Below are 15710 nucleotides of genomic sequence, written 5' to 3' on the forward strand. Positions count from 1 at the left end.
TCCGCGCCTCATGCTTCCTGCCTCTCGTACAGCCGGCGGTACACGTCGCCGTGGGTCAGCAGCTGGCGGTGCGTGCCCGACTCGACGATGCGCCCGCCGTCCATCACCAGGATCAGATCCGCGTCCACCACCGTCGACAGCCGGTGCGCGATGACGATGCGCGTGCACTGCAGCGACGCCAGCGAGCGCTGGATCGCCGCCTCGGTCACGGTGTCGAGGTTGCTCGTCGCCTCGTCGAGCAGCAGCATCGCCGGCTTGCCGACCAGCGCCCGCGCGAGCACCAGCCGCTGCCGCTGGCCGCCGGACATCGACGCCCCGCGATCGGCGAGGATGGTGTCGTAGGCCATCGGCAGGGCCATGATCTCGTCGTGGATCGCCGCCCGCTTGGCCGCGTCGATCACCTCGTCGAGGCTGATCTCGGGCCGCCCGAGCGCGATGTTCTCGCGCACCGACACGCCGAACAGATCGCCGCGCTGGGTCACCACGCCCAGCTGCTCGCGGACGCTGCGCAGATCGAGGCCGGCGATGTCGATGCCGTCGTACAGCACCCGCCCGCCCTGCGGCGAGTACAGGCCGACCAGCAGCTTCGCCAGGGTCGACTTGCCCGCCCCCGAGCCGCCGACCACGGCCACGAACTGCCCCGGCTCGACGCGCACCGACACCTCGCGCACCGCCGGCGGCACCGCCTCGGAGTAGCGGAACGTGACCGTCTCGGCCTGGATCCGCCCCGACAGCCGCGGCGCCCGCTTGACCCGCTTCGGATCCTGCTCGGGCTCGGTCTGCATCACGTCCTCGATGCGCTCGAGGTAGCTGCCCAGCACCTGGAACTTGATGGCGACGCCCACCAGAGTGCCCATGGGCCGCAGGAACCCCGAGCCCAGCGCCGACAGGCCGAGCATCGCCCCGAGGCCGAGGTCGCCGTCGAGCACCAGCTTGGTGCCGACGCCGAGGATCGCCAGCGGCGCGGCCATGCTGAACGCGTCGAGCAGCGACGAGATCATGGCGTCGAGGCGACCGCGCCGCAGCGACACGTTGAGCGAGTCGACGAACAGGTTGGACCAGCGATCGACCGCGCGGTACTCGGCCCCCATGCTCTTGAGGGTCTCGATGCCGGTCAGCATCTCGACCTCGTAGCTCGAGGTCTTGGCCTGCACCGCCAGGCCCTCGCTCATCAGATCGCGCTGGACCCGGCGCGTCGCCCAGTACAGCGCCAGCTGCAGCGACGCGAGCAGCACCACCACCGCGCCCATGAGCGGGCTGATCCAGAAGATCAGCACCAGGTACACGCTGACCAGAGTGCCGTCGAGCAGCGCCGACATGGCCCCGGACGTGAGGATCTCGCGGACCGTGGCGTTGCTGCCGAGGCGCATCAGCAGGTCGCCGGCGGACCGCTTCTGGAAGAACGAGTACGGCAGGTCGATCAGGTGGTCGAGGAAGCCGATCGTCATATTGGCGTCGAGCAGGGTGCGCAGCTGCACCAGCAGGTTGGCGCGCACCAGCGAGCTGACGAACGTGAACAGCACCATCATGCCGAGGCCGGCGACCAGCACCATCAGCAGGTCGACGTCGCGGCGCGGGATGATGCGATCGACCAGCAGGGTGGTCATCAGCGGCAAGGCGAGCGCGAGCAGCTGGACCAGCACCGACATCAGCAGCGAGCGGCTCCACAGCGCCGGATAGGCCAGCACCTGCGCGAAGTAGCGGCGCAGCAGCGGCTGGCGCCGGCCGCTGGCCTCGAACGCCTCGCCGGGCTCGAGCAGCAGCGCCACCCCGGTGAACGCCTCCTCGAACTCGGCCCGCGGGACCCGCCGCCGACCGTGCGCCGGGTCGAGGATCACCGGGCCGTGACGATCGACGCGCTCGAACACCACGAAGTGGTTGAACTCCCAGTGCAGGATCGTCCCCGCCGGCAGCATGTCGAGCTCGTCGAGGTCGTCGACCCGCACGCCGCGGCCGCGCAGCCCGTAGCTACGAGCCGCCCGCAGGATGCCCAATGCGCTGACCCCATTGTGATCGACGCCCATCGCGTCGCGCAGCTCGTCGAGCGGGTGGGTGCGGCCGTAGAAGCGCAGCACCATGCTCAGGCAGGCCGCGCCGCAGTCGGTCGCGGTCATCTGCTGCACGTGATCGAGGTGCCGGGGGAAGCCGATCGCGCCCAGACGCTGCAGCGCGGGGAAGCGCCTGGAGAGCGCACGGTCTTGTTCGATGTGGCTCATGACGACTCACAACTGCTTCAGGGCCGGAACGAGGACTTCCAACAGGGTCTCGGAGCGCAGCCGGGCCTCGAGCACCCCCTGCATGCCGTCGTAGACGCGGTACTCGGTGTCGTCGGCGACGAAGGTGTCCGAGGGCAGCTCGGTCTCCACCACCACCACGGGGCCCGCGAGCTCGAGCGCGCCCTGGCGGTCGCGCCCGAGGTAGCGCATCGCCTCGGCGGGGCCGACCACCTCGTCGGCCACCGATCGCACGCTGACCTCGTGGCGGCTATCCGGGAAGCCCTCGAGCTCGAGGGTAAGGCGGCTCCCGGCCGCGTTCAGCAGCGGCCGGTAGTGCCCGGGGAACAGCCCGATCACCACAGTGCGCGCGCTGTCCTGTTCGACCGCGATCACCGCGTCGCCGGGCGCCACCGGCTGACCCGGGCGCACGCGCACATCGGAGACCCGCCCCGGCTGCGAGGCGACGATCTGCCGCTCGCGCACGCGCGCCTGGGCCAGCTGCAGCTGCGCCTTCAGGGTCGCCAGGCGCTCGCGCTTGGCGTCGTCGGCGGGGCTCCGCAGCAGCTCCACCAGGCGCTGGTGGTACTCCTGCTCCACCCGCGACAGCTCGGCCCGCGGGGCCGCGTCGTCGAGCTGCACCAGCACCTGACCGGCAGCGACGCGCTGACCGGTGCGCACCTCGATGCTCTGCACCGTGCCCGAGACGTCCGAGGTGACCGCCACGCGCCCCTCGCGACGCACCACCGCGCGGCCCTCGGCGTATTCGCCGACGCGCGCGGTCACTGCGAACACCAGGCTCGCGGCCACCAGCAGCAGGGTCACGCCCATCGCCCAGCGCGTCCACGTGGCCACGATGTGCAGCGGACGACCCGGACCGGCGCCGCGGCGGTGCGCCTGGACGGCCTCCTCGCGGAAGATCGCCCGCCGGACGGCCGCGCCCTCGTTGCTCGGCTCGGTCACGGGGCCCCCTTCTTCGCGACCTGGCTCGCGTCGTGATGGGCCGGGGTCTCGCGGCGCATCACGACCAGCCCGTCGAGGACCTCGTGCCACGCAGCGCGGCGGAACTCGTGATTGAGGGGGCGCGCCTCGACCGAGCCCAGCGCGCGCAGCTCCGCGGCGTCGAGGTAGCGGAGCGGCTGCTCCGGCCCCAGGACGCGGCCCTCGAGCGACTCGGGCGGCGCGACGGACAGCTCGCGCCCCGGACGACCGCGCGGCTGAGTCGCGCCGGACCAGGCAGAGAAGCCGATCGCCGCCGCGCGCTCCCCGTAGTGCTCGCGGATGTACTGCCCGAGCGGCGAGAACCCGCGGTGCGACGCGACGCCCCCGAGGTCCTTGGCCGCATGCACCGTCGCGCACCACACGATCGCCTTGCCCTGGCCTCCCGCTCGCTGACGGTGCCACTGGAAGTTGTCGAACATCGACCGATCGCGGACGTTGAAGACCGCCTGGCCGTCGGTGAAGAAATCACGCGCCACCCAGCGCTGCAGGTTCTTCGCCATGACGAGCGCCTCGGACGTGTTCGTCGACGGCGCCGCCTTCGCCACCGCGGCCTCGATCTGCGCGTAGCACGACAGGAGCTCCGCCTGGCTCGCCTCGGAGTGCGGGTGGGCCTCGTCGTACGTCCACTGGTGATGCCGCACGATGCGGGCCTCGCACTCCTCCTTGCGCCCCGGCGGCAGGTGGGCCGCGAGCACCGCGGGCAGCTCGCGCTGCGCGTAGAAGGCGGTGGAGTGGATCTGGTCGTCGAGACCCATCACCTCCAGGCGATTCGCGGCCGCGGCCTCGTGAACGTAAGTGATCCACGCCTGCGTCTCGCGGGCCTCCGCCCACAGCGCGCCGATGGCGTTCGCCACGTCCTTCGCGGTCGCAGTGCCCGCCGCGTGGGCGCGGTCGAGCGCGAGGAAGTCGTACAGCCCGCTCTCGACGTACATCGAATCGAAGCCGCACGAATCCACCAGCGCGCGCACGAGCTCGGTCTTGATCTCCCAGGTATGACCGTCCCCGTGCTCGCCCTCGCCGAGCAGCACGACCTGCTTGTCGCACAGGTCGGCGACCAGGCGATCGAGCTCGGCCCTGTCCTCGCGCGGCTTCGCGGGGGCGTGGCTGTCGCCGGGCCCGGGCGCGCAGGTGGCGAGGGCCAGGAGGGCTATCGATCGCAGCATCATCGTCGTCTTGCCTCGGGCTAGGGCGTGGTGAAAAAGCCGATCGGTCTAGGACCGCACGATCGGCAGGTGAAGGCGCGCCTGATACCGGGCCATCGTCGCAGTGGCGCCCGGTCGGGCCCGCCAGTCGGTCCAGGAATCGGTGTAGGGATCGTAGCCGCACTTCAGCGGCTTGCTGTCCTCGGCCTCGGGATCGGCGAGCAGCGCCCGACAACCGGTGCACGCATAGCGGTACGGACAATCACGGCAGCCCTGGATCTCGTCGTTCTTGGCCCGCCACACCCGGCGGAAGTCCTCGCGCGAGACCACGTCCGTCAGCGCGACCGTCCGGTGGTCGCCGAACGAGCCGCGCATCGCCGGGCAGTTGCGGACCTGGCCGCCCTCGTCGATCGCGAGCTTGCGATTGAGGCAACCGTTGAATTGGTGCAGCTCGTTGAAGCTCGGCGTGCTCGGCGGGAGCAGCTGCCGCTTCGCCAGATGGCCGCAGTCCAGGTGGGACTCGAGCGGCTTGACGGTCAGCTGGATCTCCGTGGCCAGCAGCTTCGCGGTGCTGCCGCGCGCGCCGTACTCGACCGCGATCGTCCGCTCCGCGTCCGCCGAGTGGACGACCAGGCTGGTGATGATGCGATGGGCGCCCACGACCGCCACGTAGTCGGCGTCGCCGAGGCTCGGATCGTGGGGGAGGATCACCTCCAGCGTCTGGATCGACGAGCTGCGGCACAGCCGCGCCAGCTCGGTGAGCTCGGTCAGACCGAACAGTTTGGAGTAGGCCCGCACCTGAAGGTGCTGGCAGCCCAGCGCGTCGAGCCCCTCGACGATCTTGCGATAGTCGTGGTGCTGACTGCGGACATCGATGATGGCGTTGTGGATCGTGCAGGGCGCGTCCCACGACCCGGAGATCGCGGGGAACGACGCCGGGTCGTCGACGACGGCCACGTATTCGTGCTCGAGCAGGAAGTCCAGGAACTCGACGAAGTCGTCGCCCTCCTCGGGGGCCAGCTCGCCGAGGATCTCCCGCAGCCGGCGGGCCCGGAACAGCTCGAAGAACGGGTAATACGCCGACGGGAAGGTCGAGATCAGCCTGCGGGTCAGATCGTAGATCGCCGACGCCGCGTACCCCTCGACCGGGATGCAGTCGGAGTAGAGGAACACGTACTTGTCGAGGCCATCGCGCAGCAAGGTCTTGGCGTCCATGGTCACAGCTCCAGCTTGGAAATCGGCTTGCCCGCGCGCGGGACGTAGACGACCGCGTGGCGGTACTTCGTCAGCTCGAGGGTCACCCGCTTGTTCGTCTCGTCGTCGATGATGGTCTCGCTGGTGAAGATCTGGGCGTACCCGAGCGGCATCCCCTCTCCCACCATCACGGCGGTGTCCATCGGCTTCAGTTCAGTGCTCACGCGCCACCAACCTCTCTGCGATCATGCGCTCGATCCCCATGTTGCACTTCTCGGACAGCGGCCCGAACTGGCCGACCGGGTTCACCTCGAGCAGGTAGTACTCCCCCTGCGAGTCGACGATCATGTCGAACGAGCCGGTGTTCAGGTCGAGCGTACGCGCCAGGCGCGACAGCCGGACCTCGATCTCTTTCGGCAGGCGGAACGGGATCACCCGGTTCGGCCGCACGTCGTTGTACTTGCGATAGTCGATCCGGGTCTGCTCGTCGTTCTGCGAGAAGATGGCCCCCGCGCGGAACTGGTCGTCGAGGAAGAAGATCCGCAGCTCGAAGGCCTTGTCGACGTAGCTCTGGAAGAACGACGGGGCCATGCTCGCGCCCACGCCTTCGAGGCTCTGCGGCCCCAGCGCCTCCGTGTACGTGAAGTACCCGGTCTTGCTGTCGGTCGCGTCGAACAGATACAGGCCGTCGGACATCGCCTTGGTCACGTAGCCGCCGCCCGAAGCCACCAGTCCCTCGGCGTGGCTGCGCTGGTTCGACACGCTGAACGACGGCGTGCGCAGCCCGAGCTCGCGCGCGTGCTCGAGGACCACCAGCTTGTTGGGCGTCGAGCCGTGGGCGCTGCCCAGCACGGAACTGCGCTTTCGCAGCACATAATGAAAGTGATCGCGCAGGGTGCGGTTCTCTCGCTCGAGCATCTGGGTCACGTGGCGCGTCAGCGCCGGGCGCCCCTCCGCAGTCACGGCCGGGAACAGGCCCTTGAACCAGAAGCCGCCCTTCCGCAGCCACGCGCTGGACACGTCCGCGAGGCGGAACGCGTCGTCGTTCACCTGGACGAAGAAGTCGTCGTCCGCGAACGTCAGCGCCACGCGGTACTGCTCGTCCGCGTTGATCCGGACGACCTTGGCGGGGCTCAAGTGGTGGATCCACCGCATCACGTCGAGGGTCGAAGGATCCCCGGAATTGCTGAAGATCAGGATCATGGCAGGTCTCGCTCGCTGGGTTCGCCCGCAGGTCGCCGAAAGGAGCGGCCTCCGCCGGCGCAGCGCCGGCGGAGGTCGCGGTCACGTCCCCAGCTCAGGGGTCATTGTCGGTGATGCCGTCGGTCGCGCAGATGCACCGCGTGTTGGTCGTCTCCGGGGGCATGCCGCCGGTCACCTGGCACAGCTCGTCCGCGCCGAGCGTGGTGGCCTTGAACTTGGGGAGCTTCTTCTCGCTGTCCTTCTTCTTCGCGTTCGTATTCATGACTAATTCCAGTTCTTCGCAGTCGTCGCCACCGGCCGAGGGCCGATGGATGCAGGGGACTCGCCGTCGCGGCTCAATCGCCGTCGTAGCAGCCGTCGACGTGGCAGGCGCTCGTCGTGCCGCTGCTGTCCGGCGGCACCCCGCCGGTCACCTGGCACAGCTCGTCCGCGCCGAGCGTCGTGGCCTTGAACTTGGGGAGCTTCTTCTCGTTGTCCTTCTTCTTCTCGTTCTTGTTCATGACTAATTCCATTTCTTCTCAGTAGTCGCCACCGGCCCAATGCCGATGGATGCAGGGGAACTTCGAATCTCGGTACGAGCCTCGCCGTCGCGGCTCAGTCGCCGTCGTCGATGCCGTCGACGTGGCAGATGCTCCGCGTGCTGCCGGTCTCCGGCGGCATCCCGCCCGTCACCTGGCACAGCTCGTCCGCGCCGAGCGTGTTGGCCTTGAACTTGGGGAGCTTCTTCTCGCTGTCCTGCTTCTTATTGTTCTTGTTCATGGTCTATCCACTCCTCCCGTTCGCACGGGAAACTCGTTCGCTACTCGCCCCGAACCGCCGGGGCGAAGATCGATGCTACGTCGCGCCGAGGGCCGGCGCCGATTCAGCCGCCCTCGGAGTCACAAACGCCGTCGACGTGGCAGCCGCATTGCGTGGCGCCAGTCTCCGGAGCCACTCCGCCGGTCACCTGGCACAGCTCGTCCGCTCCGAGCGTGCGGAACTCGAACTTGGGCAGTTGCTTCTCGTCGTCTCTCCGCTTCATTGTCTCAAGCATAGTCCAATCCATTGAGTTGAGTTCAGTTCAATCAGTTTAATGTAAGTCGGGTGCGAGGATCCGCTCGCCTGCCCCGCACACGATCGCCGCTACCCGGAGGCGCGGCGGCCGTAGTGCGGCCGCTTGCGACGGTGTGCCTCTGACTCGTCACCGTCGCCGCAGGTTTCGCGGTCACCACCGAAATGATTCACCAGCACATCGCCGCCGAACTCGCGTCCGTCGCGACGCACCATGACGCAAGCGTCATGGTGAACCGTCACGGAGCGCCGCCGCACCGCGGTGCAGGAGCGCGACGGGATGTTGGCTGGAAGGCGCATCAATAAGCTCTTTCAGGCGTAAGCAAGGGACGCCCCCCGGAAGGGGACGCGCCGGCCCGAACGTCTACGATGACGGCCAGGCCGGTCGAACTCTTGTAGCAGCGGCACCTGACGTTGCCAACAGTTTCGCCGGAATTTTTTAGCGTGATCGCAGTGAACGGGTCCGCGCAGACCGGTGAATTGCGTTCATGCGACGGCGCTTTCGAGAAGACGCCAATCGGCGTGCCGCCAGCGATCCTATGTATGGAGAACTCCGGCCGCGCCCAGACTATGCCCAATCAATTTTGCCCGTCCTCCTTACATTCGCCGACGCGACCGACGGTGCGCGCGTGCATCGGAGCCGCGCAGGTGTGACCACCTCGACCGCCGACTTCGCCGGGCTGGCTCACCCGCAAAACTTCGCCGCCGCTGAAACCCGCCGGACGACCCCGGCGCCGGGCGGCCTCGATCGCGCGTAGGACCGCGCCAGCGCCGTTCTGCGGCCCGCTCGAGCGACGACGACGCATGAACTCGGCTTCGCCGCCCTGGCCGCCGCGAGCGAGCCCGACGGCGAGCGCGCGAGTGCGCAGCCGCGGCCGCACCTGACCCGAGAGACATCAGAGGCTCGGACGCCAGGGGTGGGGCCTTTGCGCGACACGGGGTGCTCCCGGGCCATGAGGGTTCCTCCGCCGGGGCTCGCGCGCGTCCGTTGACAGCGCGATCGCCTGGCGTTAATCGGGACGGTCCAGGCTGACGGCGACGCACGCCGGGGGCCGGCGAGACGTCGCATGCAGCCAGCGCAGCAATTGTCCGAGTTCATGACGGCGCCCATCGGCCTCTACGTCGCCTCGCGGGTGTTCGTGTACTGGTGCGCCAGCGCGGAGCTCTACGGGTTCGCGCTGTGGGGCCGGCCCGACGTCGCCGATCTACGCGCCCTCACCGCCATCCTCGACGTGGAGATCCGCCCCGACGTCGCCCCGCACGCGTCCCTGGTCGACCTGCGCCGGCTCGTCGGCGTCGACGAGGGCGCGTACGAGACGCTGGTCGCGTACCTCGGGATGCGCCAGTCCGCCTATCAGGGCGTCGTCACCCGGCAGGCGCTGCTGCGACCCGCCGGGCTGCCCGGCGCCGTCGTGACCGGGTTCTATCAGGTGATGGAGCCGCCCTATCCGACGCAGGTGCACGAGGACCCGGAGCCCGCGCTGCGCTGGCTGGGGCTCGCCGAGCCGGCGCCGTTCGTCGCGGAGCTCGACGCGATCGTGGCCGACGCGATGAACGAGGGGATCGTCGCCCGGCTGGGCCGCGTGCTCGTCCCGCCCTTCGCCGGGATCACGCTCGAGAAGGCGGCGGCGACCCTCGGGATGTCGGCGCGCTCGCTGCAGCGGCGCCTGCAGGAGGAGAACACGACCTTCCAGGACGAGTACAACGCGGCCCAGGTGCGCGCGGCCCAGGCGGCCCTGCGCGACACCGACATGAAGCTGACCGCGCTCGCGCTCGAGGTCGGCTGCGCGTCGCTGGCGAACTTCAGCGCGATGTTCCGGCGCGTCACCGGCGAGTCACCGAGCGATTACCGCGCCCGCCACCGCGCCGGCGAGCGCGACAAGCGGCGCTGAGGTCCTTCCACGAGCCCGGCCTCCGCGCCCCGCCTGAGGCCTTGCAGGCGCCCTCACGCGCGGTCGAGCTTGCCGACCAGGCCCAGCTCGACCGGCACCCCCTCGAGCGAGAAGTGGGGCTCGACGGCCAGCGCGCAGCGGAACCACTGCTGCTGCCCCGGGACCTCCGCGACCGTCACTCGCGCGCGGCGCAGCGGCTTGCGGGCCCGCGTGTCCGCCGGCGGGTCCGGCATGTCCGCGACGTAGCCGCGCAGCCATTCGTTGAGCTCGCGCTCGAGGTCGGCGCGGGTCTTCCACGACCCGATCTGCTCGCGCTGCAGCACCTTCATGTAATGCGCGATCCGTGCGATCACGAACGTGTAGGGCAGGCGCGAGCCGACCACGTCGGTGCGCGCCGCAGCCTCGCCCTCCGGGGTGCGCGGATACAGCTTCGGGCGATGCGCCGAGTTCGCCGACAGGAACGCCGCGCTGGCGCTGTGCTTGCGGAACACCAGGGCGATGAAGCCCTGCTCGGACAGCTCGCGGTCCCATTGATCGTCGAGCGACACCTCGATCGGGCTCTTCGTCTTGAGGCGCCCGCCCTGCTCGTAGATATGCAGCGGCAGCTCGTGGATCGCCCCGCCCCCCTGCGGCCCGACGATGTTGGGGCACCAGCGATAGCGCGTGAAGCTGTCGGCGATCCGGGCGGCCATCGCCAGCGACGCCGGCCCCCACAGATAGCGGTCGTGATGGTCGATCACGTCCTCGGTGTACACGAATGACGTCACCGGCGCGTCGGGCCGCTGCGCCGCCGGCACGTACTCCGACGAATCCTCCGGCACGTGCACCGGCTCGCCGTACGGGTAGCGCAGCTGGAACCGCGGCAGGCACACGCCGACGAACCGCGCGTCCTCGCTGTCGCGGAACGAGCTCCAGCGGGAGTACTTGCCGCCCTCGAACAGCGCCGGCAGGTCCTTGATCCGCGACAGCTCGGTGAACGACGAGAGGCCGAACATCGCCGGCGCAGCGTTGACCAGGATCGGCGCGTGGGCCATCGCCGCCACCGCCGCGCACTGCTTGAGCAGCGCCACGTCGTCGCCCTCGGCCCCGAACTCGTGCGTCGAGCAGATCACCGCGTAGGGCTTGCCGCCGAGCGTGCCGAACCGGCGCCGGTACACCAGGTCGTAGAGCCCCGAGGCGGTGATGTCGGGCGCGTCCTCGAAGTCGACCCGCAGCTCCTCCTTCGTCACCTGGGCCAGCTCGAGGCCGATGTTCTGCGCGACGTCGATCCGGTCGACCAGGTACCGCACGCCGCGCCACGCCGCCTCGAGCTGCTGGACCCGCGGGTGATGCAAGATCTCGCTGACCTGCGCCGACATCCGGCGATCGAGCTCCGCGATCATGCCCTCCACCAGTTGGCGGTCGAGCTTCGGCGCCGCCTTCTCGGCCTTGCGCAGCAGCTCGTCGAGCAGCCTGTGCGTCCCGCGGCGCACCAGCTTGTAGCTGTCGCTCCCGCGCGGCCCCACGCTGCTGACCGTGAGCAGCTCCGACAGCAACGTCCCGCCCTTCGACCCTCGATCGTCCCCGTTCCCACTCATGATTTCGCCCTCCGCGCGCCAGGCGAACGCCCACCGCACATTTCGCCAATCGTAGAAATTCGCGACCGACCTGTCCAGCGCTCGATCTCCGCCGAGACATTGCCGACACCCTGACCCCGGGCCGGATCGCACGTAACGCTCGCCGTACCGTAGAGTCCGCTATGTTTAATCGCCCGCGTCGAACTCTGTGTGCTTTAAAGGAGTGGTTCGTACTACGAGCAATCGCGCGCCAAGCCGCGGAGCCCGCACCGCGCATTCACCGAAACCCGCGCCATCGCGTCCCGGGAACCCACTGCGCGTGGTTCGGCGTCATGAGTATGAATACACTCCGCGACCCGCGCGAGCCCGCGATCGCGCCAGTGCGAATTCATCCCGTGAAATCGAATGCGCGGACATCATGGGCCCGCGAGGCTTGAAACCACCACGGGACAATTGATACGTTGCCCTCACCGATGCTGGGCCGGAGGGGACGACGTGGAGTCTGAACTGCTCGCCGCGAGCATGATCGGCGGCAACTCGGCCCGCTTCGAGGTCGACGGCTCGATCAATCCCTACTGGGTGTTGCAATTCTCCGGGGTCGAGGCCGTCTCGGAGCTCTACGAGTTCAAGATCGAGGTCGCCTCGCGCTACGTCGACGTCGACGAGCTCGTGGGCGCGACCGCGAGCCTGCGCCTCGCCGGCGTCGATCGCAGCCCTCGCACCGTCCACGGCCTGATCTGCGGGGCCGAGTACGCCGGCGAGGCCCCGCCGCGGTCGCTCTACCGCATCACTCTGGTCCCGGCGATGTGGCGCATGCAGTTCCGCCGCAACAGCCGGATCTTCCAGCAGACGACGACGCCGGCGATCCTGCAGACCGTGCTGGCCGAGGCCGGCATCGCGTTCCAGGCCCGCCTCGGCAGCAGCTACGCCGCGCGGGACTACTGCGTGCAGTACCGCGAGAGCGACTTCGCGTTCGTCCGCCGGCTCATGGAGGAGGACGGCATCGCCTTTTACTTCGAGCACGGCGAGTCCGGGCACACCCTCGTGCTGTCCGATATCAACACCGGGCGGGTCAAGATCGAGGGCGACCCGAAGCTCTCGTTCCGCATCGACGAGCAGGTCCGCAGCGGCGAGCACGTGAAAGTGTTCGCGCTCGGCCGCCAGATCGTCCCCGGCGCCGCGGTCGTCCGCGACTACGACCTCCACGCCTCGCAGGACGTCGAGAGCCGCGACCAGGGCCGCGACTACCCCCAGCTCGAGCTCTACGACGCGCCCGCCGGCCTGCGCGACCCCGGCCTCGCCACCACCCGCGCGAAGATCCGCCTCGAGGAGGCGCGCGTGCCAGGCAAGGTCGCGACCGGCACGAGCGACTGCCCACGCCTCGTCCCCGGCCACTGCTTCACCCTCGAAGGCCACATGCGCGGCGAGCTCGACGGCGACTATCACGTCATTCGCATCGTCCACCGCGGCGAGCAGACGAAGATCGTCTACGCCCAGGCCGCGCTCGCCTACACCAACGACTTCGTCGCCCTCCCGGTCGAGACCCCGTATCGGCCGCCGAGGATCACCGCGATCCCGTCGATCCGCGGCGTCCAGACCGCCACGGTCGTCGGCCCCGCGGGCGAGGAGATCTACGTCGACGAGCAGGCGCGCGTGAAGGTGCAGTTCCACTGGGACCGCGCCGCCCCGTTCGACGAGACGAGCTCGTGCTGGGTCCGCGTCAGCCAGGCGTGGGCCGGCACCAACTTCGGCGCGATGTTCATCCCGCGGATCGGCCACGAGGTCCTGGTCGAGTTCATCGAGGGCGACCCCAACCGGCCGATCATCACCGGGCGGATCTACGACGGCACGCGCACGCCGCCGTACCCGCTGCCCGACGAGAAGACCAAGAGCACGATCAAGAGCGAGTCCTCGCCCGGCGGCGGCGGCTTCAACGAGCTGCGCTTCGAGGACGCGAAGGGCGCCGAGGAGGTGTTCATCCACGCCCAGCTCGACATGAACACCGTCGTCGTCCAGGACGCCACCCGCGACGTCGGCCGCGACGACGCCCTCACCGTGCGCAACAACCAAAGCGAGGACGTGCTCGTCGACCGCGCGGCGTCGGTCGGCAACAACGAGACGATGCTGGTCGGCGTCGACCAGAGCCTGGTCGTCGGCCAGCATCAGACGAACGTCATCGGCCAGAACCAGGTCAACACCATCGGCCTCAATCAGGCCAGCACCGTGGCCGTCAACCAGATAAACACGATCGGCGGCGACCAGACGACCACGGTCCACGCCAACCAGCGCACCACAGTCTCCGGCGGACAGGACACCGTCGTCGGCGGCGACCGCACGGTCAGCGTCACCGGTCACCACCTCACGGTGGCGGCGATGGACAACGCTCTCGCCGTCGGCGGCAACCAGCACGTCCAGGTCCTCGGCGCCCAGAAGCTCGAGGTCGGCCTCGACCAGTTCGTCACCGTGGTCGGCAGCACGGTCTACAGCGCCGGCATGATGGTCGCCGCGACCATCGGCGCCGACGCCATCGTCACGATCGGCGCCAACCACAGCCTCGGCGTCACCGGGACGCGCACCACCACGGTCGGCGGCACCGACAGCCTCGCAGTCACGGGCGCCCTCACGGTCAGCGCCGCGACGATCACCCTGACCGCCGGCGGCGCCTCGATCACCCTGTCCCCCAGCGGGATCAGCATCGCCACCGGCGGCAACATCACGATCGACGGCGCGCTCGTCACCGTCAACATGGGCAACGCCCTCGGCAGCTTCTTCTGACGACCCGAACAGGCGACCTACCGGCGTGCCGAACTTCACCAAGAACATCCCCGGACCGCCCGGGCAGTCGATCAAGACGCCGAACGAGCAGCCGCACGGCTCGCCGAACGAGCAGCCGAACCTCGCGCCACCGGGTCCCCCGCCGTCGACGAAGGTCTCGCCGGGGAACTCGGCGAAGCCGCCGCAGCCCGGCCAGGCGGCCCCACCGGCCAATTCGTCCGCGGGCAAGAGCAGCGGCTTCGGCTTTCTGTCGGGGTTGATCGGGCCGAAGTCGCAGGCGGGCCCGAAGGCCGCAGGCTTCGCTTCGACGGCCCCGGCGGCGAAGCCGGCCGGAGGGACATGGTCGATGGGACAGATGATCTTCTCGCCGAGCTTCCCGCCGACGATCAGCTTCCACTCGGGCGGCGGGCCGGCGAGCAAGCAGTCCGCCGGGCCCAATTTTGGCGCGGGCAAGAAGTCCGGACAGCCCGGCAAGACCGACCCGAGCAAGCAGCCGACCGGCCAGCCCGCGGGTCAGCCCGGACAACCCGGCACGACCGACCCGAGCCAGCAATCCACCGGTCAGCCCGCGGGTCAGCCCGGACAATCCGGCACGACCGACCCGGGCCAGCAACCCACCGGTCAGCCCGCGGGTCAGCCGGGCAAGAATGACTCGAACCAGCCGCCAAACGGCCAGCCCGCGGGTCAGCCCGACGAGCCATCCGGCCCGCCGTCGCCCGATACGTCGGACCCGACGCAGCAGCCCGGCCCACCCCCGAAGCTGCCGGAGGCGACGCCGGAGGACATCGCCTACTTCAAGTCGGCCTCGAAGGCGCATAGCAAACACACCGAGGAAGCCGAGCTGGCCTGGATTCGACACCTCAAGGATACCAAGCCCCAGATCTACGGCCACGTCCCCGACGACGAATTGCACGCGGTGCTCCGCTACACCGGCGACGATTACGACAGGGTCAACACCGCGCTGCGCAACCAGGACCCGGATCCCAAGTGGGGCGGCTACGAGCGGACGGTGAACGCGGCGCTGGCCAAGCTCCCGAAGTACAAGAGTCCGGTGATCCGCGGCTGCGACCTCCCGGCGGCCATCGACCCGAAGTGGCAGACGGGCGAGGTCGTCTCCGATCCGGGCTTCATGAGCACGGCAGCGGCGAGCGACAGCCCCGCCGCCTTCCGCAAGCAGCACGAGATCTACATCGAGTCGAAGACCGGCGTGTACATCGAGGATCTTTCATATTACGGCCACCACAAGCTCGATCCGACGCGACCGAAATACCCGCCCGGCGTCGACTTCGACCGTGAGTCCGAGGTCCTGTTCCCGTCCAACACCAAGTTCCGCGTCGTCCACCGCGAAGAGATGGAGGTCCTCGAGTGGCTCGAGCCGCCGCCCGGGAGCAGCCACTCCGGCAAGCTCGGGACGGTCGTCAGGGACGTGATCTACCTGGTGGAGGAGTGATGATCATGGCCGACGATACGAACGACTCCGCAGCCGTCGTGGTGCGGCTCCAGGCCGCCGCGAGGGCGCGTCACGAGAAGCTCCGCGCTGCCATCGCCGCGGGTGAGCCCGTCCCGCTCGCCCGCAGCCGCTTCCGAGACGACACCGGGCTCCGGATCGTCAGCGACTCCGGCCCGCGCAACGAGCCGCCCCTGTTGCCCGGCGCACACAACAAGGGCTGACCTCCGGGCCGT

The 15710-nt window shown here is 69.3% G+C and carries 15 protein-coding genes; 4 read left to right on the forward strand and 11 right to left on the reverse strand.

What is annotated here, in order from left to right; all coding sequences use genetic code 11:
- Nucleotides 1-8: 8 nt before the first annotated feature.
- The 10 genes from OV090_RS05795 to OV090_RS05840 form a co-directional block, all read right to left on the reverse strand.
- The gene (locus OV090_RS05795; RefSeq protein ID WP_267702474.1) at nt 9-2216 is read right to left on the reverse strand and encodes a peptidase domain-containing ABC transporter; all 2208 of its coding nucleotides are present in this window, start codon (nt 2214-2216) and stop codon (nt 9-11) included.
- 6 nt (nt 2217-2222) lie between these two features.
- On the reverse strand, nt 2223-3176 hold the full coding sequence (locus OV090_RS05800; protein WP_267702475.1) for a biotin/lipoyl-binding protein: 954 nt from the start codon (nt 3174-3176) through the stop codon (nt 2223-2225).
- Complete coding sequence (locus OV090_RS05805) at nt 3173-4381, reverse strand: erythromycin esterase family protein (protein ID WP_267702476.1); 1209 nt, start codon at nt 4379-4381, stop codon at nt 3173-3175. Before OV090_RS05805 ends, OV090_RS05800 begins: the two co-directional genes overlap by 4 nt.
- Nucleotides 4382-4426: 45 nt before the next feature.
- Nucleotides 4427-5572, reverse strand: a complete 1146-nt coding sequence (gwsS, locus tag OV090_RS05810; protein ID WP_267702477.1) for a grasp-with-spasm system SPASM domain peptide maturase — start codon at nt 5570-5572, stop codon at nt 4427-4429.
- 2 nt (nt 5573-5574) lie between these two features.
- Nucleotides 5575-5775: a hypothetical protein gene (locus OV090_RS05815; RefSeq protein ID WP_267702478.1), complete on the reverse strand. Its 201-nt coding sequence runs from the start codon at nt 5773-5775 to the stop codon at nt 5575-5577.
- On the reverse strand, nt 5765-6754 hold the full coding sequence (gene gwsG / locus OV090_RS05820) for a grasp-with-spasm system ATP-grasp peptide maturase (protein WP_267702479.1): 990 nt from the start codon (nt 6752-6754) through the stop codon (nt 5765-5767). Before gwsG ends, OV090_RS05815 begins: the two co-directional genes overlap by 11 nt.
- Before the next feature lie 94 nt (nt 6755-6848).
- Nucleotides 6849-7016: a hypothetical protein gene (locus OV090_RS05825; RefSeq protein ID WP_267702480.1), complete on the reverse strand. Its 168-nt coding sequence runs from the start codon at nt 7014-7016 to the stop codon at nt 6849-6851.
- A 73-nt stretch (nt 7017-7089) separates the two neighbouring features.
- Nucleotides 7090-7254: a hypothetical protein gene (locus OV090_RS05830; RefSeq protein WP_267702481.1), complete on the reverse strand. Its 165-nt coding sequence runs from the start codon at nt 7252-7254 to the stop codon at nt 7090-7092.
- A 94-nt stretch (nt 7255-7348) separates the two neighbouring features.
- Complete coding sequence (locus OV090_RS05835; protein WP_267702482.1) at nt 7349-7513, reverse strand: hypothetical protein; 165 nt, start codon at nt 7511-7513, stop codon at nt 7349-7351.
- 103 nt (nt 7514-7616) lie between these two features.
- Nucleotides 7617-7775, reverse strand: coding sequence for a hypothetical protein (locus OV090_RS05840; RefSeq protein WP_267702483.1), 159 nt, complete (start codon nt 7773-7775; stop codon nt 7617-7619).
- Nucleotides 7776-8901: 1126 nt separating this feature from the next.
- On the opposite strand from OV090_RS05840, the gene OV090_RS05845 reads away from it, so the two are divergent.
- A complete protein-coding gene (locus OV090_RS05845; RefSeq protein ID WP_267702484.1) occupies nt 8902-9696 on the forward strand; it encodes a helix-turn-helix transcriptional regulator in 795 nt (264 codons plus the stop codon).
- Nucleotides 9697-9749: 53 nt separating this feature from the next.
- Here OV090_RS05845 and tssC read toward each other — a convergent pair whose 3' ends face one another.
- Nucleotides 9750-11273, reverse strand: a complete 1524-nt coding sequence (gene tssC / locus OV090_RS05850) for a type VI secretion system contractile sheath large subunit (protein ID WP_267702485.1) — start codon at nt 11271-11273, stop codon at nt 9750-9752.
- A 474-nt stretch (nt 11274-11747) separates the two neighbouring features.
- Here tssC and tssI point away from each other — a divergent pair, with 474 nt between their 5' ends.
- Genes tssI through OV090_RS05865 form a run of 3 tightly spaced genes read left to right on the forward strand, consistent with a single transcriptional unit; the run spans nt 11748 to nt 15698 of the window.
- The gene (tssI, locus tag OV090_RS05855) at nt 11748-14027 is read left to right on the forward strand and encodes a type VI secretion system tip protein TssI/VgrG (protein WP_267702486.1); all 2280 of its coding nucleotides are present in this window, start codon (nt 11748-11750) and stop codon (nt 14025-14027) included.
- Between the two features lie 25 nt (nt 14028-14052).
- Nucleotides 14053-15477 carry an ADP-ribosyltransferase gene (locus OV090_RS05860; protein ID WP_267702487.1) on the forward strand — a complete coding sequence of 475 codons (1425 nt, stop codon included), beginning with the start codon at nt 14053-14055 and terminating at the stop codon, nt 15475-15477.
- A gap of 5 nt (nt 15478-15482) precedes the next feature.
- Nucleotides 15483-15698, forward strand: coding sequence for a hypothetical protein (locus tag OV090_RS05865; RefSeq protein WP_267702488.1), 216 nt, complete (start codon nt 15483-15485; stop codon nt 15696-15698).
- Nucleotides 15699-15710: the final 12 nt, after the last annotated feature.

Source organism: Nannocystis sp. RBIL2, assembly GCF_026626745.1.
Taxonomy (GTDB): Bacteria; Myxococcota_A; Polyangia; order Nannocystales; family Nannocystaceae; genus Nannocystis.